The 21856-nt window shown below is 62.0% G+C and carries 24 protein-coding genes and 2 pseudogenes; 13 read left to right on the top strand and 13 right to left on the bottom strand.

Annotated elements, in window-relative coordinates:
* Positions 1 to 22: 22 nt before the first annotated feature.
* Together FJV43_RS18135 and FJV43_RS18140 are read left to right on the top strand one after the other, a co-directional pair.
* The gene (locus FJV43_RS18135; protein ID WP_239629044.1) at positions 23 to 1543 is read left to right on the top strand and encodes an SAVED domain-containing protein; all 1521 of its coding nucleotides are present in this window, start codon (positions 23 to 25) and stop codon (positions 1541 to 1543) included.
* Positions 1544 to 1835: 292 nt separating this feature from the next.
* Complete coding sequence (locus FJV43_RS18140; protein ID WP_239629045.1) at positions 1836 to 3602, top strand: hypothetical protein; 1767 nt, start codon at positions 1836 to 1838, stop codon at positions 3600 to 3602.
* Positions 3603 to 3629: 27 nt separating this feature from the next.
* Here FJV43_RS18140 and FJV43_RS18145 read toward each other — a convergent pair whose 3' ends face one another.
* The 5 genes from FJV43_RS18145 to FJV43_RS18165 form a co-directional block, all read right to left on the bottom strand.
* Complete coding sequence (locus FJV43_RS18145; RefSeq protein WP_239629047.1) at positions 3630 to 3884, bottom strand: hypothetical protein; 255 nt, start codon at positions 3882 to 3884, stop codon at positions 3630 to 3632.
* A gap of 81 nt (positions 3885 to 3965) precedes the next feature.
* Entirely contained in the window at positions 3966 to 4412 is a 447-nt protein-coding gene (locus tag FJV43_RS18150; protein ID WP_345946194.1) for a hypothetical protein, read from the bottom strand.
* The gene (locus FJV43_RS18155) at positions 4409 to 4723 is read right to left on the bottom strand and encodes a metalloregulator ArsR/SmtB family transcription factor (protein WP_239629049.1); all 315 of its coding nucleotides are present in this window, start codon (positions 4721 to 4723) and stop codon (positions 4409 to 4411) included. The genes FJV43_RS18150 and FJV43_RS18155 overlap by 4 nt, the downstream gene beginning before the upstream one ends.
* A gap of 114 nt (positions 4724 to 4837) precedes the next feature.
* Complete coding sequence (locus FJV43_RS18160) at positions 4838 to 5662, bottom strand: nucleoside phosphorylase (RefSeq protein ID WP_239629051.1); 825 nt, start codon at positions 5660 to 5662, stop codon at positions 4838 to 4840.
* A 20-nt stretch (positions 5663 to 5682) separates the two neighbouring features.
* Complete coding sequence (locus FJV43_RS18165) at positions 5683 to 6351, bottom strand: metalloregulator ArsR/SmtB family transcription factor (protein ID WP_239629053.1); 669 nt, start codon at positions 6349 to 6351, stop codon at positions 5683 to 5685.
* A gap of 73 nt (positions 6352 to 6424) precedes the next feature.
* Here FJV43_RS18165 and FJV43_RS18170 point away from each other — a divergent pair, with 73 nt between their 5' ends.
* Genes FJV43_RS18170 through FJV43_RS18185 form a run of 4 tightly spaced genes read left to right on the top strand, consistent with a single transcriptional unit; the run spans position 6425 to position 9942 of the window.
* Positions 6425 to 7165, top strand: coding sequence for an MBL fold metallo-hydrolase (locus FJV43_RS18170; protein ID WP_239629054.1), 741 nt, complete (start codon positions 6425 to 6427; stop codon positions 7163 to 7165).
* A gap of 4 nt (positions 7166 to 7169) precedes the next feature.
* On the top strand, positions 7170 to 8429 hold the full coding sequence (locus FJV43_RS18175; RefSeq protein ID WP_239629056.1) for an MFS transporter: 1260 nt from the start codon (positions 7170 to 7172) through the stop codon (positions 8427 to 8429).
* Positions 8426 to 8812, top strand: a complete 387-nt coding sequence (locus FJV43_RS18180) for a GFA family protein (RefSeq protein ID WP_239629058.1) — start codon at positions 8426 to 8428, stop codon at positions 8810 to 8812. The genes FJV43_RS18175 and FJV43_RS18180 overlap by 4 nt, the downstream gene beginning before the upstream one ends.
* A 59-nt stretch (positions 8813 to 8871) precedes the next feature.
* A complete protein-coding gene (locus FJV43_RS18185) occupies positions 8872 to 9942 on the top strand; it encodes a cysteine desulfurase family protein (protein ID WP_239629059.1) in 1071 nt (356 codons plus the stop codon).
* A 277-nt stretch (positions 9943 to 10219) separates the two neighbouring features.
* Here the strand turns inward: FJV43_RS18185 and FJV43_RS18190 are convergent, their stop codons facing one another.
* On the bottom strand, positions 10220 to 10666 hold the full coding sequence (locus FJV43_RS18190) for a helix-turn-helix domain-containing protein (protein ID WP_239629061.1): 447 nt from the start codon (positions 10664 to 10666) through the stop codon (positions 10220 to 10222).
* 48 nt (positions 10667 to 10714) lie between these two features.
* Here FJV43_RS18190 and FJV43_RS18195 point away from each other — a divergent pair, with 48 nt between their 5' ends.
* The 5 genes from FJV43_RS18195 to merB all read left to right on the top strand — a co-directional run bounded on the left by FJV43_RS18195 (position 10715) and on the right by merB (position 13843).
* On the top strand, positions 10715 to 11101 hold the full coding sequence (locus tag FJV43_RS18195; protein WP_239629063.1) for a mercuric transporter MerT family protein: 387 nt from the start codon (positions 10715 to 10717) through the stop codon (positions 11099 to 11101).
* Between the two features lie 13 nt (positions 11102 to 11114).
* On the top strand, positions 11115 to 11465 hold the full coding sequence (gene merP, locus FJV43_RS18200) for a mercury resistance system periplasmic binding protein MerP (protein ID WP_239629064.1): 351 nt from the start codon (positions 11115 to 11117) through the stop codon (positions 11463 to 11465).
* The gene (locus tag FJV43_RS18205) at positions 11452 to 12795 is read left to right on the top strand and encodes an NAD(P)/FAD-dependent oxidoreductase (protein ID WP_239629066.1); all 1344 of its coding nucleotides are present in this window, start codon (positions 11452 to 11454) and stop codon (positions 12793 to 12795) included. Before merP ends, FJV43_RS18205 begins: the two co-directional genes overlap by 14 nt.
* Before the next feature lie 8 nt (positions 12796 to 12803).
* Positions 12804 to 13031 (top strand): GDCCVxC domain-containing (seleno)protein, encoded by a 228-nt coding sequence (locus FJV43_RS18210; protein ID WP_239629067.1) that lies wholly within the window; start codon positions 12804 to 12806, stop codon positions 13029 to 13031.
* An 83-nt stretch (positions 13032 to 13114) separates the two neighbouring features.
* Complete coding sequence (merB, locus tag FJV43_RS18215) at positions 13115 to 13843, top strand: organomercurial lyase (protein ID WP_239629069.1); 729 nt, start codon at positions 13115 to 13117, stop codon at positions 13841 to 13843.
* Positions 13844 to 14116: 273 nt separating this feature from the next.
* On the opposite strand, the gene FJV43_RS18220 is transcribed toward merB, so the two are convergent.
* From FJV43_RS18220 to FJV43_RS18245, 6 genes are all read right to left on the bottom strand, one after another.
* A complete protein-coding gene (locus FJV43_RS18220) occupies positions 14117 to 14449 on the bottom strand; it encodes a methyltransferase domain-containing protein (RefSeq protein WP_239629071.1) in 333 nt (110 codons plus the stop codon).
* Positions 14450 to 14463: 14 nt separating this feature from the next.
* On the bottom strand, positions 14464 to 14742 hold the full coding sequence (locus tag FJV43_RS18225; protein ID WP_239629072.1) for a hypothetical protein: 279 nt from the start codon (positions 14740 to 14742) through the stop codon (positions 14464 to 14466).
* Positions 14743 to 14877: 135 nt separating this feature from the next.
* Positions 14878 to 16173 carry a type II toxin-antitoxin system HipA family toxin gene (locus FJV43_RS18230; protein WP_239629074.1) on the bottom strand — a complete coding sequence of 432 codons (1296 nt, stop codon included), beginning with the start codon at positions 16171 to 16173 and terminating at the stop codon, positions 14878 to 14880.
* Positions 16174 to 16176: 3 nt separating this feature from the next.
* On the bottom strand, positions 16177 to 16455 hold the full coding sequence (locus FJV43_RS18235; RefSeq protein ID WP_239629075.1) for a helix-turn-helix domain-containing protein: 279 nt from the start codon (positions 16453 to 16455) through the stop codon (positions 16177 to 16179).
* 491 nt (positions 16456 to 16946) lie between these two features.
* On the bottom strand, positions 16947 to 17258 hold the full coding sequence (locus tag FJV43_RS18240) for a helix-turn-helix transcriptional regulator (protein ID WP_239629077.1): 312 nt from the start codon (positions 17256 to 17258) through the stop codon (positions 16947 to 16949).
* A 792-nt stretch (positions 17259 to 18050) separates the two neighbouring features.
* Complete coding sequence (locus FJV43_RS18245) at positions 18051 to 18758, bottom strand: recombinase family protein (RefSeq protein WP_239629079.1); 708 nt, start codon at positions 18756 to 18758, stop codon at positions 18051 to 18053.
* 176 nt (positions 18759 to 18934) lie between these two features.
* Here FJV43_RS18245 and istA point away from each other — a divergent pair.
* A pseudogene (istA, locus tag FJV43_RS18250) lies at positions 18935 to 20483 on the top strand (IS21 family transposase).
* Positions 20480 to 21293: pseudogene (gene istB, locus FJV43_RS18255) on the top strand (IS21-like element ISBj11 family helper ATPase IstB). The pseudogenes istA and istB overlap by 4 nt, the downstream one beginning before the upstream one ends.
* Before the next feature lie 123 nt (positions 21294 to 21416).
* On the opposite strand, the gene FJV43_RS18260 reads toward istB, so the two are convergent.
* Positions 21417 to 21647: a hypothetical protein gene (locus FJV43_RS18260; RefSeq protein WP_239629081.1), complete on the bottom strand. Its 231-nt coding sequence runs from the start codon at positions 21645 to 21647 to the stop codon at positions 21417 to 21419.
* Positions 21648 to 21856 lie beyond the last annotated feature (209 nt).

A 21856-nucleotide genomic window follows, 5' to 3' on the forward strand; every position in this document is an offset into this window, starting at 1 on the left:
AACCTGCCGGCAGGAGAAAAACATGGCTGACGCGGTCCTGCCGAGATGGCACGGCGACAACTACCAGGCCCGCGTGTTCTGGGAGAACGCGCTCAACCTGCTAGACGACGGCACGTCGTGCATCGTGGAAGTGGCTTTCGAAGCCGACGGCCCCAAGGCCTTCGACGATGTCGTCGTGCGCTACGATCCCGCCGTGGTCCGGTCGGGGCCCGAACGCGTCACCGCGGACTACCATCAGGTGAAATGGCACGTCGAGTACGGTGGCCGCTTCGGCTACGCCGATCTCGTCGATCCCGCCTTCATCGGCGCCAAGTCGTTCTCCATCCTCCAGCGTCTCGAAGAGGCGCGGAAGAAGGCCGGACCCGGCGCCTGCTTTTCCTTCCTCACCACCTACCGCATCAAGGACGGCGACCCGCTCGCCGATCTCGTTTCCGGCAACGACCGGTCGCTGCTGGTCGAGAAGTTGTTCGACGGCACCAAGACCGACGGCAGCAGGATGGGCGCAGTCCGCAAGCTTTGGCGCGAGCACCTCGGACTTCTCGACAACGAAGCCCTGCGCGGGGTGCTCGCCGGCTTCCGCATATTCGACGGGCATCGTTCGCTCGAAGAACTCAAGGACTCGATCGTTCTGCGCGCCAGGACGGTCGGCGTCATCACGACCATGCCGACCAGCTCCGACTTCCGCCTCGACGAGCTCGCCCGCGCGCTCAAGAAGCGCGGCCTCAACTCGTTCACGCGCGAGACGTTCAGACAGTTGTGCAGGGACGAATCGATCCTCGCCGAGGCGGCCGCCGCGGCGGCCGATCCCCACCTGCCCGTCGCCATCCGGTCGTTCCTCGGGCCCGCGTCGGACATCGTGGGCGCCTTGCCGGAGCATACGCTGGTGCTGACCGACTCGTTCCGACAGCGATATCTTCGTGACGATCTCGACTGGCAGCGCGACATCCGCCCACGCGTCGAAAGCTTCCTGCGCCAGAAGGTCGTGCGGAGTCCGATGCTGCGTCTGATCCTCGACGCCCATGCATCGGTCGCCTTCATCGCCGGCGCGGTGCTGGACGTGAAGTCCGGCGTGTCGGTCGAACTGGTGCAGAAGGGCCGGGTCGGGTCCCGCGTGTGGCGCGCCGACGATGGATCGGAAAGCGGTGCGCCCGACTTCCAGATCACGGAACACAGGCTCGGCGACGGGCCGGAGATCGCGATCGCCATCAGCGTCGCGCAGTCCGCGGAAGCCGCGGCGCGGGCCTACTGCGAGGCATCCCTGCCGAACGTCGGCAGGCTGGTCGTCTTCGCTCTAGGTCCCGGTCAGCGCGGCGTGCTGGGTGGTGGACACGCGGCGGCGCTCGCCGAATCCTTGGCGAACCATCTCCGTTCGCTCAAGGGAAACGACATCGACGCCCTCGCTCATGTCTTTGCGGCGGCGCCGAACGCACTGTTGTTCTATCTGGGCCAGCAGCACCAGGCGATCGCTCCGTGCGTCGTCCACGAATACGATTTCGATCGGCGCGGCAACAAGAGCTATCAACCTTCGATGATCATCGACTGATCCAGTCGCCATCATGACCATTCTCCTCTGCTTTCGTCGTCATCGCAGTCGTCGACTGAAAGCGCCCATTCAGTTTTCGAGCAACAGCGACAGGCGTCGTAGAACATATCGGGAACCAACGGTCGAGCCCTGAAGTCGCTAAATCTGCGTTTCACGGCCGGGGGAAAGCCCATGCCACCGGTTGCGCGGCGGAAGTTATATGTTGCAACCTTATGTGGAGCGATTCGAGTTCTAAACCTTCGAGCGGCCGTTGGCTGAATGGTTGGCGATTTCAATTCATCGGGGCACGAAAATGGCTGACGATCTGCTCAACGATACAAAGACCTATCCCCGCATGGCGCACTGGTTCGATCCGGTGTTGTTGCTGCAGTTGTTGAACAACGTGATCGTGTCGTCGATGTTCGGGCAGTACGCGGACAGACGACTAATGATCGCGGCACTCGACACCGTACCGCCCGAAGAGCATGCGAGCCGGGCAGAGGAATTCCGGTCGCGCCTTAAGCCCGACGAGAAAGGCGGCGTCTGGTTCGATTGGGTCTCCGATCTGGGCGACGGCTTTGACAGCACCTATGCGGTGGCGAGCCTGCTCGCGCGCAGCGAGTTGAAGGTCGGCGACGACAGGCTTCCGCGCGGCCAAGCGCTCGTCATGGGCGGCGATGAAGTGTATCCCAAGGCTACCCGGCAGGCCTATATTAACCAGCTTTGGCAGCCCTATGCTTGGGCGGCTCCCGACTCCGACAAGAAGAATGACGCGGGTAGACCCCTGCTCGCCATTCCCGGCAACCACGATTGGTACGACGGGCTGGTGCTTTTCCTCGCGCTCTTCACTCGGGAGAAGCCATGGCACGTCGGCGCCTGGCGTTCCTACCAGCGTCGCAGCTACTTCGCTGTTCGCCTGACCGAGACATGGTGGCTGTGGGCGACGGACGTGCAGCTTGCCGACAACATGGATCAGCCGCAGTTCGACTATTTCAAGCACATCGCGGCGCACATGCCCGAAAACTCCAAAATCATCCTGTGCAGTGCCGAGCCAGGCTGGCTGTACATGGACACAAATCGAAATTCCTGGGAAATCATGGAGTATGCCGCCGGCATAGCGATGAACGCCGGACGCGGTCACACCATCCCAGTGCTGCTGTCGGGCGACACGCACCACTACAGCCGCTACGTCGGCAAGGACAACCGTCAGTACGTCACCTCGGGCGGCGGGGGCGCCTTCCTGCATCCGACGCACCAACTCGAGCAAGACGTCTCGGTAATCTTCGTCAACCACCGCGAGGGCCTGAAACTTGGCACCATGCCGGATCCAAAGCATCCGGAAAAGACGACGGCTGCAGCATACCCATCGTTCTTGACGAGCAGGTGGCTCACGCTACGCAACGCGTTCTTTGCTTTCACAAACTGGGATTTCTCCCTATTGATGGGCGGGATCTACTTCCTGTTCGCGGTGCTAATATCGCTGCGAGACCAACCGGATGTCTACGTACTGATCGCCGCCATCTTCGGCGCATCCTTGATCGGTTACACGTTCAAGCAAGAAGTCTCCAAGAAATTCAAGATCTGGAGTTCAGCCGCCGTACACGCGGCCGCCCACGTCCTAGTTTTGATCTACGCGGCACGCTACGCGATTGCGTTCAACAACGCGCATTTCGCATGGAGCGGCGAATGGTGGGAGGTCTGGAAATGGTTCGGCCTCTTAGCCATAGAGATGGTGCCCGTCGGCTTCTTCGTCGGGAGCACACTGTTCGGGCTGAATATGCTGATCACGTGTCTGTTGCTCAGGATGAACCGCAACGACGCCTTCAGTTCACTCCGAATCGGAGCCTACAACAATTTCCTACGCTTCCGACTGACCGAGGACGGCTTCGACATGTACGTCGTGGGGCTTGAACGCGTTCCACGGCGCGAGGATTGGATCGCGAACAATAAGCACGACAAGAACAGACCGAATCCGGAGGTGCCGGTGTTCGTGTCTGCCCCCGATCTCGATCCTCATCTTATCGAAAAGGTATCAGTCCGGTTCACCCCGACGGAAAAAAAGCCAGCAACCTCGGCATAAGGCCGGATACGAGACCGCGGCATGGGATCACGCCTTCTTCCACTTCAACGCCCGCGCGACGGCGTTGTCTATAAGTTGCCATGCCTTCTGATCGTTGTCGTGCGCCGTATCCTTGACCAGCTGGATGAGGTCGGGGTGCATGTAGATCAACATGGCCTTCCGTGGGAAAGACAGGGCCGGAGAGCGCCCTGGCCCTGCCTTTGGACGATCCTGAACCGCCAGCAAAATTGACAGGAAGCAAAGGACGAGCACTCCCACAATGCTCAGCGAGTAGGCTGCCATACGGACCTCCACAATTTGGGATCACGTCGCACGAAATGCGCGAGTATTATTCCTTGCGGGCAATCCGCTCGGCGAACCGTTTCAGATAGAGCGGCCAGCCCTGATCGCCCTCCACTCCATCACGCACGCCTTCCCAACCCTCGCCATGGCGTTCAAGGTGACGGTGATCAAGTTCCAACCGAGTCCGGCTTGGCGACTCGACAATGAATCGTACCTCCCATTCACTGGTCTTGTCGGGATCGTTTTCGATTTGCGGGGGCTGATGTCCCAGCTTAGAAGGACGCGATTCGGCGGCTCAAAAGCCAATACACGTGCCCAGCGGCATTCGCTGCCACCGACACCTCGATCATAAACGTGCCCTCCGACCCGGGGCTCGAACACGGTCTCTGCGATGGGGACGGAGAGCAGATTGTGCTCGCGTGGCTTGAAGCTGCCGAAATCTTCCGTGAAGACCTTGAACGCACGCTCGATGGGCGCCTCGACCACGACAGATTGTTTGACGGGCGCGGCCGGTACACGTTTACTCATTGGTCCTCCACTGATTTTTCGACGGCCACTTTGCAGGCTGCCAGTGTGCTGCTCCAGAACCGGTCAAGCCAGGCGCGCATCTGGCCGATCCCCGCTGGATCGATGTGATAAATGTTGCTGGCACCCTTTGGCTCGGCACGAACCAAACGAGATTCGCGCAGCACCTTCAGATGCTGGGAGACGGCTGACTGCGAGACCGTCAGCTCTCGAGTGAGTTCAACGACAGTGCGAGGCCGCGCGCCCACCAGCTCGAAAATTCGTCTGCGAGTGGAATCGCCCAAAGCGGCCAATTGCACGCTGTCTTTAGCCATGGGTGGCCGACGTCCGATTCTCAGTGACATTAGTCATACCTAATGATTAGCGTAGACTGATGATTACGTCAAATGGAGATGTGGCCAAACTTTCGTCCACGGATCACAACGTGGTCATGACCCAAAACTTCGCCACCCCAGCGCCGCAGCGGCAACGACGGCGAGCGTGGCCTTGGCGCCGTCCGCGTCGCCCTTCTCGAAGTCGCCCTCGGTCTGCGCCATCGAGTTCGTGACGTGAGCGAAGCAGACGATCGAATTGCCGCTCGTCGCGCCGAAAGCGTAGAGGGCCGCGGCCTCCATCTCCACGGCGAGCGTACCCAGATCGCGCGCTCGTGCGATCGCCGCCTCGGTCTCGCGATAGGGGGCATCCGTCGTCCAGGTCGAGCCGCGATGCAGTTTCTCCGGCAGCGACCGGCCAGCCCGCTCGACGCGATCCAGAAGCGACACGTCGGGTGCCGCGGCGAAAGCCGAGCCAGGCAGATAGTGATAACTCGTCCCCTCGTCGCGGAGCGCGCGGTCGATCAGGACGAAATAGGGTGTCGGTCCGATGGGATTGATCTGGCCCGCCGAGGTGACGCTGACGAGCAGCCGGCAGCCTGACGCGAACAGCTGTTCTGCGACCAGGACGGCGAAGGGTGCCCCGACCGCGCAGCCGACGATCCCGACCTCGCCGATGCCGTCGAGATCGAAGGCAAGAAGCTCGGTGTGATAGCATGCCCAACCTTCGTGGATCCGGCCAGCGCCGGTCCGCTTGAGGTGGCGGACGACGTCACCGTCCGGATCGAGCACGCAGATTTCGGGCACAGCGACGAGCGGCAAGTGTCTCTGCCTGCGCGCCTCCCTCAACAGGGATTCAGGCCGGAACACCGAGGGCGCCTTGTGATCCTTGATGCCGACGATCGGCCACGCGGGTTCCGCGCGATGAGGCTTATCATCCATGATGCACCTGACGAGTTGTCTCAAGCCGCGGATTCGATCGGCAGGCCTGCGGCCCTCCACTCCGGGTAGCCGTCCTCAAGACGGCGAATGCGATAACCGCGCGCCCTCAGCGCCGCCACGGCCTCGAACGAAAGCACACAATAGGGCCCGCGACAGTAGGCAATCACTTCACGGCCTTTCGGCAACTCGCCCAAACGTCTTTCTAGTTCGGCCAGTGGAATGTTGAGCGCCCCCGGTAGATGGCCAAGTGCGAACTCATCCTCGGGCCGCACGTCGAGCAACGTAACCAGGTCGTCCCGCAATCGCGCGACCAGGTCGTCACGCGAGACAGGCTCGAGCGAATCTCGGGCCTGGAAGTAATCGGTCACAACACGACCGATCTCGGCAACATTCCGTTCACCGACGCGCCCCAGCGCTTTGAGCAGCGTGACCACTTCGGCATCGCCGGCGAGACGATAGAGAATGTGTTTGCCGCGACGCTCGGTCTCGACGAGACGCGCGCGCCTCAGGATCTGCAGGTGCCGCGACGTATTCGCGAAGGTCAGATGTGCCCGAGCCGACAGTTCCTCGACGGTGCGGATCCCCTGCGCAAGGTGCTCCAAGAGCTCAAGCCGGTGAGCATGGCCAAGCGCCTGCGCTACCTGGGCAAGGTTTTCATAGATCGCCTGTTTCGGTCCCGAGCTTGACACGGCGCTCCCTCAATATATCATTCAGCAGATCGATTGAATGTATCTAGCGTTTCTCACTAGGGAGTGCAAGTCCATGATTCTCCGCCAGTTCTTGCATAGCGATCCAGTCGGTATTTCCTACCTTTTCGGCTGCGGCGGCAAAGCCACCGGGGCGGTCGTCGACCCGGTCGGCGATATTCAGCCCTACCTCCAGGCCGCCCACAATGCCGGCATGCGGATAAACTACGTCATCGACACCCATGTCCATGCCGATCACCTGTCGGCGGGGCGCGCGCTCGCGGCCGCAGGGGGAGCCGAATACGTGCTCTCGGCGGAGGCTGGCGTATCGTTTCCGTACAAGGCGGTGAACGACGGGGAGGTTCTTCCGCTCGGCAATGTGTCGGCGACGGTGATGCACACGCCGGGTCACACACCCGAGCACATCTGCATCCTTGTGACGGACCGAACCCGCGCCAACGAGCCCTGGTTCGTCTTCACCGGACACACGCTCATGGTCGGCGATCTCGGCCGCACCGAACTTGCGGCGAGCGCGGAGGAAGGCGCGAGGCAATTGTTCAAGAGCGTGCGAAGGCTGAAGGAACTTCCTGACTACGTCGAGGTGTTGCCGGGCGCGTATGCGGGCTCGGTCTGCGGTCGCCGCCTGAGTGGCAAGCCATCGTCCGCGATCGGCTTCGAGAAGCGACACAATCAGGCGTTCATGATCGAGGACGAAGCCGAGTTTGTCCGGTTCATGGTCGCCGAGATTCCGCCGGCGCCACCGGGAGCCGCGAAGATCAGGGCGGAAAATTCAGGCACTGCGGCGGCTGCGGCCTGATCTCATGACCGAGGCTGTAACCGGTCCACAGACTGCCTCGTCTGTCCGATTAGGGCTGAAAGAGAACTGGCCGCAATTTGCCTTGCTCGTCCTGATCAACGCCTTCGTCGGCGGGATGGTCGGAATCGAGAGGACGGTCGTGCCGCTGATCGGCTCCGAGGAGTTCAAGATCAGTTCGACGACGCTCGTTGTTTCTTTCATCGTAAGCTTCGGAATCGTGAAGGCGTGCGCCAACCTGGTCTCTGGCCAGCTCGCCGACGCATGGGGACGCAAACGTGTTCTGATCCTCGGCTGGCTCGTCGGGCTGCCGGTGCCGCTCATGATCATGTGGGCGCCAAGCTGGGGATGGGTCATCGCAGCAAACGCCCTTCTCGGCATCAACCAGGGTTTGGCGTGGTCTATGACGGTGATCATGAAAATCGATCTCGTCGGCCCGAAGTCGCGCGGGCTTGCCGTCGGCCTGAACGAGTTCGCAGGCTATCTCGCGGTCGGCGTGACCGCCTTCCTCACCGGGTATCTTGCCTCGAAGTATGGACTGCGGCCGGCGCCGATCTACCTCGGGGTAGCCTACGCCGTCTTCGGCGCAGCGCTCTCGATCCTGCTGGTGCGCGATACACGTGAGCACGTCCGGCTGGAGACCGCGGCGCATGCGCATCAAGCGTCTCCGATCAGCTTCAGGGAGATATTCGTCCTCACGTCGTTCCGAGATCGCAATCTGTTCGCCGCGTCCCAGGCTGGGCTCGTCAACAATCTGAATGATGGGATGAGCTGGGGAATCTTTCCGCTGTTCTTCGCTTCGTTTGGCCTCCACGTCGATCGGATCGGCATACTGAAGGCCGTCTATCCGGTCACCTGGGGCATCCTGCAGATCGCCACGGGCCCTCTTTCCGATCGCTGGGGCCGCAAGGGCTTGATCGTGGCCGGCATGTGGGTGCAGGCCGCGGGTCTATTCCTGACCGCCGCGACAAGTCATTTCGAAGGGTGGCTGGTCGGCAGCCTGCTTCTAGGGCTTGGCACGGCCTTGGTGTATCCGAGCCTGATCGCTGCGGTGTCCGACGCTTCGCATCCAAGCTGGCGCGCACGCTCGCTCAGCGTCTACCGCTTCTGGCGCGACCTCGGTTACGCGATAGGGGCGCTGTCGGCCGGCATCATCGCCGACCTGTTCGGCATGGCCTGGGCGATCGGAGCGATCGGCGCACTTACTTTCCTCTCCGGGGCGATAGTGTTCGTCGCCATGGAGAGTAAGCCCGGAGCACGACAATGATCGAGACCTTTTCAGGCCGCTCCCTTTGTGGGGCGGTGGGCGTCGAGGCGCGAGGTCGGCCGAAGGGAGTCTTCTGGTGTCACTGCGATAGCTGCCGCCGCCATTCCGGCGCCCCCGTCAGCGTGTTCGTCGGGTTCGAGAACGACGCTGTCACGGTCACCGAGGGCACCATCACGACGTTCAAATCATCGCCGGGAACGACGCGCGGCTTCTGTGCCCGCTGCGGCTCGACGCTGACCTGCGCTACCGTGCATTTTCCGACGGAGACGCACTATCACGTCGGCGCCTTCGATCGGGCGGCGGAGCTCCAACCGGGGAAGCATTTTTTTGCCAACGAGCAACTTCCCTGGCTGCAGCTTGACCACAGCGAGCAAAGCAAATGACTGCGACGATTCGGCTGATCTATCTCGACTACAACGCGAGCACGCCGATCGATCCTTCCGTGGCGGAGGCGATGCGCCCCTTCCTGGACGCCGCGTTCGGCAATCCGTCCAGCGGCCATTGGGCCAGCGCGCCGGCGAAGGCCGGTTTGGATCGGGCGCGCAGCCAGGTCGCCGCGCTGCTCGGTGCCTCACCTGATGAGATCGTATTTACCAGTGGCGGCAGCGAAGCAAACAATCTGGCCATCAAGGGCACGTTCTTCGCGCCGAACCGCCGCGCTGCGCACATCATCACCTCGGCCGTCGAACATCCCGCGATTCTCGCGCCGTGCCGGTTTCTCGAACGGCTCGGCGGTTCGGTCGCCCACATCCGGGTGGACGGGACAGGCCGGGTCGATCCTGAGGACGTCCGCCGCGCGATCACTCCGCAGGCGGCCCTGATCAGCATCATGCATGCCAACAACGAAGTCGGAACCATCCAGCCGATCGCGGAAATCGGGGCGATCGCGCGGCAGCACGGAATCCGTTTTCACACCGATGCAGCCCAATCGGTCGGAAAGATCCCGACCCAGGTGGACGAGCTCGGCGTTGATGTGCTGACGATGGCCGGTCACAAGCTCTGCGCCCCGAAGGGCGTCGGCGCGCTTTATCTCAGGCGAGGCATCGAGGTCGAGCCGGTGATCCACGGCGCCGGCCACGAATTTGGCCGGCGTGCCGGCACCGAGAGCGCTTTGCTCGCAGTGGGGCTGGGAGGGGCTTGTGCGATGGCCGCCGACCTCGCGCCCTTGAGCCGCATTCAGACCCTGCGCGATCGCCTCTGGCAGGCGCTGCAAGACAGGTTCGGTGAAGGCGCCGCGCTCAACGGACATCCCACGCATCTCTTGCCCAATACCCTCAACGTGTCGTTCGTCGGCAGAATAGGCGCGGACATCCTAGCCCAGCTACGCGATGTCGCGGCGTCGACAGGTTCGGCGTGCCATTCGGGGCAGATCGAGCTCTCACCAGTTCTCGCGGCCATGCGCGTGCCCGAGAGGACCGGAATGGGGGCGATCCGCTTCAGCTTAGGAAGGCGCCCTGCAGTCGACGAGATCGACCAAGTGATCGCACGCCTGGCCACGATCGCGGCGGTCTGATCGTTCACCTACCGCTTCGTCGCCAGCACAAGAGCACGTTGGTTCGCGCTATCCTCAATCTCACCATCAGTTCAGAGGGATCCACCCCAACGATGTGGCCGCGCGGAGCTCGCGCAGCTCGGAGGCAGCGGCGGTGAGAGTCTCTCGCTATCCCGACGGGGAGCACCACGGGCCAGCCTTGGTAGGTTCGCAAAAACGAAAGCTCCGTTCATCTCACGGTTCAGGGCGCGGCCCCCTCGAGGCCCGGCCAAGTCTTTCGATCGCCTCGGGGCACCAGCTAAAATGCCTGGCTGGAGTCGGAGCGCTGGATGTTGAGGATATCCAACACCGGGCACTCCGGCGCGGTGGTGCCGGTGCATTGGGCGATAGTTCTCGCCAGCAAGTGCTCGAGCTTGCGGAGGTCATTGATCTTGGCGCGAATGTCATCGAGGTGGTGCGCGGCAATTTCCCGGACTTCGCGGCAAGAGGCCTTCTCAGGACCGCCGAGCCGCAGCAAAGCGCGTACCTCATCCAGCGAAAATCCCAACTCGCGCGAGCGCCGCACGAACGCAAGGATGCGCCGTTCCGTCGGACCGTACAAGCGACGCCCGTTCTCAGCGCGCGAGGGGACGGGCAGCACCTTGATTTTTTCATAATAGCGAATGGTCTCGATGTTCACGCCGGTAAGCTGCGACAGCTTGCCGATCGTCAGCGCATCCGCTCGCGCAGCCGTGATCGCACCCATGGAAAACTCCTTGATCCTGTAGTCACTACAGGATGTAGCCTCATCGTCATGACAATCAAGCAAGATCCTATCGTCAGCAGTTCGGAACGCGGAACGACGCTGATGGCTGCGGGCGGGCTGCTGGGCGCGCTCGCCGCTTCGTCATGCTGCATCCTGCCGGTGGTTCTGTTCAGTCTCGGGATCAGCGGTGCCTGGATCGGGAATTTCACCCAGCTTGCCCCCTATCAACCGTATTTCCTCGCGGCGACAACGGCGTTTCTCGGGACCGGCTATTGGCTCGTTCACCGCGCCTCGAAACGTGTCTGCGTCGAGGGCGAAGCCTGCGCCCGCCCTTTACCGAATCGGCTGGTCAAGGCCGTGCTCGTCGTGGCGACAGTCCTGGTCGTTGCTGCCCTTGGCTTCGATTTCGTCGCGCCACTGCTACTCGACTCATGATGGAAGGTACCCCATGCACAAACTGCTGATCTCCACTGCATTCACAATTTGCCTATTTGGCTCTTCCGCCGCGTTGGGCGCCGAGAAGAGGGTTACCCTTGCGGTGAAGAACATGTACTGCGCGACGTGTCCCCACACGGTGAAAGCAAGCCTTGCAGCGGTGCCGGGCGTGACCGATGTCGCCGTGTCCTACAAGGACAAGACTGCGATTGTAACGTTCGACGACGCAAAAACTGGTGTGAATGCGCTGACCGCCGCCACGACAAACGCTGGGTATCCCTCCGTTCCAAAGGTTAGACGTGACGATCCAAAGCGGGCTCCCACCACCAAAGCCTGCGCGGAGGTAACGCATGGATACGTATGATCTCATCGTGATTGGCACGGGAACTGCGGCTCAGGTTGTCGCGGGCCGCGTCCGCAAGGCGGGGCGTTCGGTGGCGATGATCGATCATCGCCCATTCGGCGGCACCTGCGCCCTGCGCGGCTGTGATCCCAAGAAGATGCTAGTCAGCGGGGCCGAGGCTATTGATCTCGGGCGCCGCATGCGAGGTCACGGCGCGTCCGGGGACCTGCACATCGAATGGAAAGATCTGATCGCCTTCAAACGGACCTTCACTGATCCGGTGCCGAGCAGGCGCGAGGAGCATTTCGCCAAGCAAGGCATTGATGCGTTTCATGGCTTTGCCCGCTTCACCGGCCCCGATCGCGTCGCGGTGGGTGAACACACTTGCCGAGGCCGTCATATCTTGATTGCAAGCGGTGCGCGGCCAGCCGCCCTCGGATTTCCAGGTTCTGAGCATCTCACGACCGGCGACGCCTTCATGGAACTCGAGCACTTGCCCGACCGTATCGTCATGGTCGGCGGCGGTTACATCGCTGCCGAGTTCTCGCATATCGCGGCGCGCGCCGGTGCCCAAGTCACCGTGCTACAGCGCGCGGCGCGGATGCTGCCGGCCTTCGACGCCGAGGTGGTCGGCTGGCTGATGGAGAAATTTGCCGAAATCGGCGTGGACGTACGCACCGGACATGCGGTGACTGCGATCGAACGGAGTAGCGATGAGTACCGCGTGCATGTGCAGACGCCGCACGGCGAAGCGATGGTCACCGCGGATGTCGTGATACATGCCGCAGGGCGTGTACCGGACGTCGCCGAGCTTAATTTGTCTGCCGCGAATGTTGCCGTCGCGGGCGGGACACTCCAACTCAACGATTTCTTGCAGAGCATCTCCAACCCGATCGTCTATGCAGCGGGAGACGCCGCGGCGAAGGGACCGCCGCTGACGCCGGTGTCGAGCCACGACGCCAAGGTGGCCGTCGGCAATATCCTGGAAGGCAACCGCCATAAGCCGGATTATCGTGGCGTGCCTAGCGTCGCCTTCACGCTGCCCCCGGTCGCCGCCGTTGGGCTGTCCGAGAGCGCCGCCCGTGCACAAACCTCGAAACTGCGGATCAAGTCTGCGCGGGTGCCACACTGGTATACGGCCCGCCGCGTTGCCGAGCCCGTCTACGGGTACAAGACGCTCGTCGATGAGGATCGCGAGCGCATTCTCGGCGCGCATCTCGTCGGGCCGCATGCCGACGAAGTCATCAATCTTTTCGCTCTTGCCATTCGGCACGATCTCACCGTCGATGATCTCAAATCGACGATCTTCGGTTATCCTACCGGAGCCTCAGACGTCGGCTACATGTTTTAGGAAACTCCATGATCCTGGAATCCATCATCACCTGCCCGCACTGCGCTACCGTGAAATCAGAGACCATGCCGACCAATGCCTGCCGGTTCTTTTATGAATGCACCGGCTGTGGGGAGAGGCTGCGGCCGAAAGCAGGCGATTGTTGCGTGTTCTGCTCCTACGGGTCCGTGCCGTGCCCGCCGATCCAGGCCGAGCGCTCAGGCGAGTCCGGCGCGGCTGGTTGCTGCGGAGGATAAGGGATTACTGCTGCACGAAGCTGTCGTGAGAAAGCCGGCCAGCCTCATCCAGCAGTTCTCATTTTGCGAAAAGGAGTACATCCATGCGCACCGATCCCGCATCTGCAAATCTCTCTGATCGGCTGGTCGCCAGCGTCGGCCAAGCCGTAAGCGCCCGTACGACGCCCCGGCTTTACAAAGCACTGCTGCGGTTCCTCTCCCATGGTGAGCCTGTCACCATCGCCGAACTAGCGGCCGCCGCAGGACAAGCCCCCGATGTCGTGCAACGCGCGGTGGCCGGCTGGAATGACACCGAATACGATCTGCAAGGGCGCATCGTTGGATGGGGACTAACCCTGCGTCCCACTCGGCACAGCTTCAACGTCGACGGCAAGCAGTTGTATACGTGGTGTGCGCTGGACACCCTGTTCTTCCCGGCCGTGATTGGCCGTCCGGCCCATATCGAATCTCCCTGCGCGGCCACTGGCATTCCCATAAGGCTGACAGTCGATCCGACAGCCGGCGTCAGCGCGCTCGACCCGCTCACTGCCGTCGTCTCCATTGTCACGCCGGAACAAATGAGCTCGTCCGCATCGCCTTCTGCAACCCCGATCGCTTCTTTGCCACGCCCGATGCAGCGCACGCCTAGCAATGCAAGTATCCGGGAATGGAAGTGCTTAGCGTGGTCGATGCCCACCGAGCGAGCCGCCCCCTCAGCGAGATGCTTCAGTGAGCTGTCTGAGTTGCTGGCTGCCATTCCGCCAAAAGATCCAGGGTTTCTAAGACACAGATCTTCCCGCAGCGGGAGGCCCGTGCGGAGCACCGCCCCTTGATCTCGGGCGCCAGACCTTCATTACCCCCACAATCGGTGCGCCTCCGCGCGTCACTTGCCCCTGCGTTCCGATTTGTCTCCACTCCGGAATCGATGAACATCTACTTACAACATCACCGCTCGGCCGCAGGCATCTGCCGGTGACCGAGAGACCAGTCGCGCTCCCGCCTCCTCAAGCGATCCGCTTCAGCCTGGGCAGGTACACTACGGCCCGACGCGATCGACGAAGTGGTCGCAGGTCTTGTAACTATCGCGGCCGTCTAATCGCTTCGGCTCAGTTGAACCGTTTGGTCGCCAGCAGAAGAGCGGGTTCGTCGGCGCCATCGCGGACAACATCGACGTCCATACCCGCATGTTCCAGCGCCGCCGACACGTCGGCCAAGGCGGGAAAGCGATAGATTTCCGGCGGGAACGATGCGATGGCCTTCGGGTCGGCGTTCGTCCGGAACAGCAATCCTAACCGGCCGACTGGCTTCAGCACACGCGCGATCTCGTGCAACGGCCCTTCGAGATCCCCCCAGAAGTAAAGCACGTGCACGCACTGCGCCTTGTCGAAGAAGTTATCGGGAAAAGGCAGCGACTCCACGCCCGAAAGAACGACCTCCACGCGAGCGGCTTCGATCAGCGAACGGCTTCGCTGCGTCGCGACTCGACCATCAGTTGGGAGGGATTTACGCCGCTGATGCGCCCCCGGGGAGCCCGCGCGGCCAATTCGGCCAGACTTCGCTCATGGCCGCATCCGACATCGAGCACATGATCGGCCGGCTCGATGCGAAGCGCATCCATCACGCGCAAATTCTGGCGCCAAGTTTCGCGGGCCATGATGAAGGCAATGAGCCGGCCCAACAGGCCACGCGCATTCCGAGCGTGCTCGGCAATGAATTGAGGACGACGCATCATCGACTCCGTGACTCACCAAGGGATATTTTTGGCTTGAAACGTGCCTCCAATTCGCAGAACTGGCTCGCCGAAAATGAAACGATATTCGCCGTTTTTGAGAATGCAGCGATTTTTCAAAGCGATATGACGCGATTCCTAGCGCTCTTCCGCCGCGGCCTCTTCGTCCGCATCAGAGACAGATTGATCGAGCTTCGAGAGTTGGTTGCGAATGCGCTTGACCCGCTTATTCACTTCGAACGCGGCCCGATCGAGCATCTGGTGAGGCCCTGCAGGCGATGATGCGATCGTCTCCTTGGCCGCGTCTACATTCGCGGTAACCAGCTCACACAGCTCTTCGACCCGCCTCAGCGTTCGAGCTGGACTCAGCGAGACTTGCTTTGCGAGTTGCTGCCAATCGGACCCGTAAATGTGGATGCCTTCCCTTCGACCGTTGAGGGCTTGCGCCAAGCGTTTCGTGATCTTGGGATAGACCTCGCCGCACATGAGATCGTAGAGCGGCGCGATCTTCGCCGACCCACCTGCACCGATCAGAATCGAATAGTTCTTCGCGTGTGCGTCGACGTTGCAGATCAACACGTTGTAGATGACCGCATCCATCAGCGGCAGTCTGGCGCCGGGCTGGATGAATCGAGCAGCGCCGTCGAACAACGCCTTTAGACCAGGGCCTCCTCTGACGGTTGGGGAGGTGAATTCGTATTTCGAGCTCGGAAAATATCCGAGCAATTGGCAGAAGTCCTCTTGATGCACGCGCGTGACACGGCCGTTCGGGGACTTCACACGGTCGTAGCGCTCGATCAGAAGGTAGAGCCTTTTCCCAGCGCGGCCTGTTGTCGCCTTTGCGGTATCCAATCCGATCAGTTCCGCGAGTTTGAGACAAAAGGCTTCATTGTGAACATTGCCAGGCAGGCGATCGCTGTCAGGTTTAATGATGTGCGTCGAAGGTGTCCCGTTGAGAGGGATGGCAAGTTTCCGGTCGATGAGGCTTACTGGAAGCTTGTCTTGAACGCCGGCCAACGACATAGAGACTCCGTCCTCGCCGACGAGGAAGGGCTTCCGCGGTAGTTCGTTGATGATCCGCTCCAGATCAGAGTCTCGCGCGATAGAGCGGAATTCGTCTCGTGGGGGACGAGGCGCCCCGATTGCCAGAGCGCCCGCGGTATCGCGGCCGATGTGTTCGAGCAAGCCGAGGATGTCTTGAGGCGCGACGCCGATCTGCTGTCCGATTTCCGAAAGATGGCTCTCCGGAAGAAGATTGGCGAGCCAGGGAATGATCCTATCGTGGTCGACGGGATCCGGACCGAGCGGCATGGAAAGGGAAATCGGAAAGGCACCATGTCGCGTGACCCAATTAGCGTCGTAACGCATTTGAACGCGTTCGTTCGCGACGTCGACCGTCGCCACCTTCAGTCGGTCGAAGTAGATGTCAGGCATGGGTCATCTGAATGTTGGGATCTGGGATAGCGGATCGTCTTCGTCGGGTGGAGCGCGGGTTTGGCCCCCCGGTGCCGGGGCGTCTTCTAGGCGCAGACCAACCTCAGCGGCGACGGTCAATGCCTTACCGAGTTGGCAGGAGGGTTTTCCGCTCTCCAAATCAATGATGAACCGGGCGCCAACGCCGCAGCGTTCGGCCAGCTCATCTTGGGTGATGCCGAGAACCTTGCGCTTCTGCCGGATAAGGGCGCCGTATTCCTGTGGTGTCGTGATTGGAGCCATCTTCCCGATCGGTAAGTTTGTGAACGTAAAAGCCAAATATTCCCGATCGGGAAGATATTCAAGCGGAAAATCAAAAACTTCCCGATCGGGAATAATTCTGGATTAACGGGCACAATATTCCCGATCGGGAAGTTTCACCTCAAAGGGGGCCATGCCGCTGCTCGCATCGGGCTCGGCAGTAACGTGCCGGCGCGATCATTCTCGGCACCATCAGCAGCAGCAGCACCGCCCTCGCGGCGATCATCGCCGCGAACATGGGCCACCTATGATCACCGGGACGAACCCGCCGTCGCGTTGGATTTGCACGCCGGGCAAGCGTACCGGCCGATCGACTGCGGCGAGCCTGACCGACTGCGGGCGTGCTATGCTTCCGTTTGCGGGCCTACTTAGTCGCTCTGCGGGCTAACTATGGGTCGGTTGGCATCTCGCCAGGGGCCACAAGCCCGACACGGACACGTTGCTGGAGGATTTCTTGTCTCGGCAGTTGGAGGCTATGTGCCGCCCTTAGACGACGCCTTCTTTGGGGCTGTGCACGGTGTCAGGAGTTCGGCAACGGGCACCTTGAACGCATCGGCAAGTCCTTCGATCGCCACGATTGTGGGGTTCGAGCGCCGGTTCTCGATAAGACTGACGGCATTCTGGTCGATGCCGGCCTTGGCCGCCAGCGCTTCCTGACTCCAGCCACGCTCCTTCCGCAGCTTGCGCAGATTGGTGGCGAGCGTCCGCAAGGCCGCCGACTTCCGGGCAGGGAATCGCTCCTTGAACGGCTTCTGTTCCGGCTTATTCTGCTGTGCTTTGGCCACGCGGTCGGTCGGTCGTTGGTGTCAACCGCGATGATAGACACATCGCACGGGATGACAAACATTTTCCCCTAGTTGCTAACCGAAGCTAATCATGTGGACCAAGGTTCACGGCGTCCGACGGATGTGACGACCACTCGCTAGGTGGACCTGTTCTTCTGTCCGATTCGCGCCGTCCTGCCGATCAACCACAGCTTAAGCGCGATGTAATGAATTCTGGAAAATACGAGGACGTTCGGCGCTGCTCGCGGGGGGACTTTTCCGGCCTCTGGCTCCGCCTACGAGCAGAATGGTGGATAACGACCGGACGTCGTGATGGATTCATCGGCGGCGTTCGAATCAGAGTTTTGCGATTTCGTCGGGGATGCATGCCGCGGCTTCTACCGCCTGTTCCGGGCTACTTTCCGCTCGAGCAGCCTAATCCCTGCTGCATTGTGCAGCAGGCCGTTTTACAATTGCGGCTTTCGATCCGCTGCGCGAGCCGCAGTTTTTCACCCCAAGAATGCCGTGGGGCTTTGGCGCGACGAACGCGTCTCGCCGCTGCGGAACGTGGAACGCATCGTCGCCGTCTTAGGATGCTGCCCCTCGCTGTCAGCTGGCAGACGGCGCCGATCTACTCCTCGCGGACCGGGCAAACAGAGCGCGAGGTCGGCGGAGAGGCGCTGGTCTATTCGCACATTTGTCGGCCCACTGGCAGCCGTTCGAGCCGCGCGGGCGGCCTGATGAATCGCGCCGGCATGATCGGAAGCCACGAATGCCTCGCGTCCCGGCGAAAAGCCGTCTCCGTCCCGGGTATCAGGCGGCGGTCCGTTCGCCGGCATAACGCTTCTGAACGGCGTCGAACACTTCGACCGCCACGATCGGCTCGTGTCGCCCTCTGGCGATGTTCCATTCCGCGCACGGCTTGAGGACCCGCATCCGAGCTCCGGTGGTTGCGTCTTCGAACGTGTGGTACATTCCGGAGATGACAAAGCCGGCGTAAGTCATGTCGTGCAGCACGCCGAGAACGCAGTCCTTCGACAACATCGTCACTTTCCATTTTCCCCCGCGAGGCGACGGAATGCGCATCTCGTTCAGCTCTTTCACGATCGCCAGCAGGGACGTTCCGTCGAGGTAAGAGCGGTAGATCTTCCGCACGATGAGCGCCTCCTGGGGACGGATCTTCAGAATGCCGCTTTGCCCGCCGGAGCGAACCACGTCGTAACCGTAGGGTGCAGGGCCAACGTGACGGCCGTCCTCATTCACGGCCTTGAGCCTGCGCGCAGTGTGGCAACGCCTGTCGTCAAGCCCCAAGCCGGCGACCATGTGCAGCGCCACGGCCATCATATTCGTAATCGGACCGGTCGTCGTCGTCCAAACCTCCACGCCGCAGCGCTCGGCCAAGCCGATGAAATAGGCTAGTTCGGAGTGCCTCCGGCTAAAACGGCTCGGTTCGGTCGCCAGCACGGCATCGACCTGGCCGGCGCGCATGGCATCTTCAATCTGCCGGAGCGCCGTCCGCATCCGCAGCGGCCTGCCTGCCGCGCGGCAATCAGGATGACAGAGGAGCGTCAAACAGGATGAGAGAGCTTCGCCGGGCTCGTGACGCAGGGAGGGCGTAGCCCGACCGGAGTTACGAGCCCGGCGTCGGCGCGATCCTTGAGGGACCGCGCCGACTGGTGATCGCGGCCGGTGGGGTTATGCAAGTGGTTCTTCCGCCAAGAGGAATCACTCGCTTGCCAGGCCGACACGTTACCGATCACCAGATGAGGCTCTACATGAAGTACCGTCAGACCGATACCCCGCCAGTGGCCGCTGCCAGAGCGTCGTTCAGTACCTCGACCGCGTATCGCTTCGACAAGGATCGAAGGCTCCCATCGCAGAAGAAGGGAGCCCGCGGCCGGCGCCGACCGGACCCCTTGGCCGACGTGTTCGAGATCGAGGTCGTGCCGATGCTCAAGGCCGCTCCCGGCGTGCGGCCGATTGCGATCTTCGAGGAGATGTTACGACGCCATCCTGAACTCGGGGCCGGAATCCGCCGCACGCTGGAGCGCCGGATCCGCGCCTGGCGGACAATCCACGGCGAGGAGCAGGAAGTCATCTTCCGGCAGACCCATGAGCCCGGCCATGTCGGCCTGTCAGACTTCACCGACATGGGCGAGCTCGGGGTGACCATCGCGGGCGTGCCGCTCGATCATCGCCTCTACCACTTCCGGCTGGCCTATTCCGGGTTTGAGCACGCCCATGTCGTGCTCGGCGGCGAGAGCTTCGTTGCCCTGGCGGAAGGCCTGCAGAATGCCCTATGGTCGCTCGGTGGCGCGCCGCGGGAGCATCGGACCGACAGCCTGTCGGCCGCCTTCTGCAATCTGGACCGGAATGCTCAGGACGATCTGACGCGGCGGTACGAGGAGCTCTGCGCCCATTACGATATGCGGCCCTCCCGCAACAATCGCGGCATCGCCCATGAGAACGGGGCGATCGAGAGCTCGCATGGCCATCTCAAGCGGGCGATCGCCGATGCGCTGCTGCTGCGCGGCACCACCGACTTCGACGATCTCACCGCCTACCGCGGCTTCATCGACGAGATCGTCAGCCGCCGCAATGCCCGCAACGCCAAGCGGATCGATAGCGAGCGCGCTGCCCTGCAGACGTTGCCGGATCGCCGCATCTCGGACTACGAGGAGGTGATTGTCCGCGTAACGTCAAGCGGCGGCTTCACCTTGCGCAAGGTGTTCTACACCGTGCCGTCACGCCTGATCGGCCATCGGCTGCGGGTTCGCCTTTACGACGATCGTCTCGATGTTCGTCGGCGGCACCCATCTCGTCACCCTGCCGCGTGGCCGGCCGCATCCTAACGGCAGGCATGACCAGGTCGTCGATTATCGGCACGTGATCCATTCCTTGCGGCGCAAGCCGATGGCGCTGCTCAATCTCGTCTACCGTGATCGGCTGTTCCCGCGCGATGCCTACCGCCGAACCTTTGACCTGCTTCGGCAACGGCTGCCGGACAAAAAGGCTTGCCGCCTCATGGTCGATCTGCTCGCACTTGCCCATGAGCGCGGCTGCGAGGCCGGGCTCGCCGATCAGCTCGCGGCTGATCTTGACGCTGGCCGGCTACCGGACCTCACCCGGCTACGCGCTCACTTCGCCCCTGATCCTGCCCACGTGCCGAACGTCGTGGTGCATCTCGCGCCGCTCGCCACCTATGAATGTCTCATCGGCGCCTCCGAGATCGGAGGTGCCGCATGAGCACGGCGAACACCGTCGACACCGCACGCCTCAACCTGTTGCTCAATGAGCTGCGACTTCCCGCCATCAAGGTGCTGTGGCCGCAGTTTGCCGAACAGTCCGATAAGGAAGGGTGGCCGGCGGCCCGCTTCCTTGCCGCCATAGCCGAACACGAGATCGCCGAACGCGGCCGCCGCCGGATCGAGCGCCATCTCGTCGAGGCGCGGCTGCCCGCCGGAAAGACCTTCGACAGCTTCGACTTCGAGGCCGTGCCGATGATCTCCAAGGCGCAGGTGACCGCGCTCGCCGCCGGCGATGGTTGGCTCGGCAAGGGCGCCAATTTGCTGCTGTTCGGGCCGCCCGGCGGCGGCAAGAGCCACTTGGCGGCAGCGATCGGCCTGGCCCTGATCGAGAACGGCTGGCGCGTCCTCTTCACCCGCACCACTGATCTCGTGCAGAAGCTCCAGGTTAGCGCGGCGCGAGCTCAACCTCGAGGCGGCGATCAATCGTCTCGATCGCTTCGATCTCATGATCCTTGATGATCTCGCTTACGTCACCAAGGACCAAGCCGAGACCAGCGTGCTGTTCGAGCTTATCAGCGCACGCTACGAGCGGCGCTCGATGCTGATCACGGCCAATCAGCCCTTCGGCGAATGGAACAAGGTCTTCCCGGACCCCGCCATGACCCTCGCCGCTATCGATCGCCTCGTTCACCACGCCACCATCGTCGAGATGAACGTCGAGAGCTATCGCAGGCGCACCGCGCTCGAACGCAAGCGCGGCCCCGGACGGCCGCCTTCGCACGCGACACCCAAAACTGTCGCTGATTGACGCTCCGCGACAATCAAAGCCAACAAAACTCTTGCGCGCGACAATCATCGCGGCAATCATCACCTCGCCGCGACACCGACTCGCCATCCTGATTGTCGCGCGCTTCCCACCCAGATTGTCGCGCTATAGCCTGCCGCTCTCGGCGTCAACGATCTTGCCCGCCGCGGCCCAGCCCTTTTGATTCGAGCTGTACTCGGCCATGGTGATCATCTGATCCTCAAGCGAGACATCGTACGGTTTGTTGGAAGTGCTGGCATAGGACAAGACTCGTACGGCCGCCGCCGCCTCCACGCCCGGCTTGGTCGACGATTCGCCTTCATCGGTCGCGGAATTTGCCGTTTCGGGTATGGTCATCACTTGCAATCCTTTTCGGAGCTTTCGCGCGTTCGACGGCGCTTTCCGTTATCGAACTTTCGGGTGCCTAACCTTCCGGCCAAACTTTAATGCTCGCCTACCGTCCTTACGAGTTTGCCGGACTGCTTAAGTTTCGGTTGCCCGGACGTGGTTAGGCTTCCGTGAAGGGCTACGATTTGATCGATTCCGCGCGAGATATCGCCGTCGAT

It is taken from the genome of Bradyrhizobium sp. I71, from assembly GCF_022354745.1.
In the GTDB taxonomy this organism is placed as follows: Bacteria; Pseudomonadota; Alphaproteobacteria; order Rhizobiales; family Xanthobacteraceae; genus Bradyrhizobium; species Bradyrhizobium liaoningense.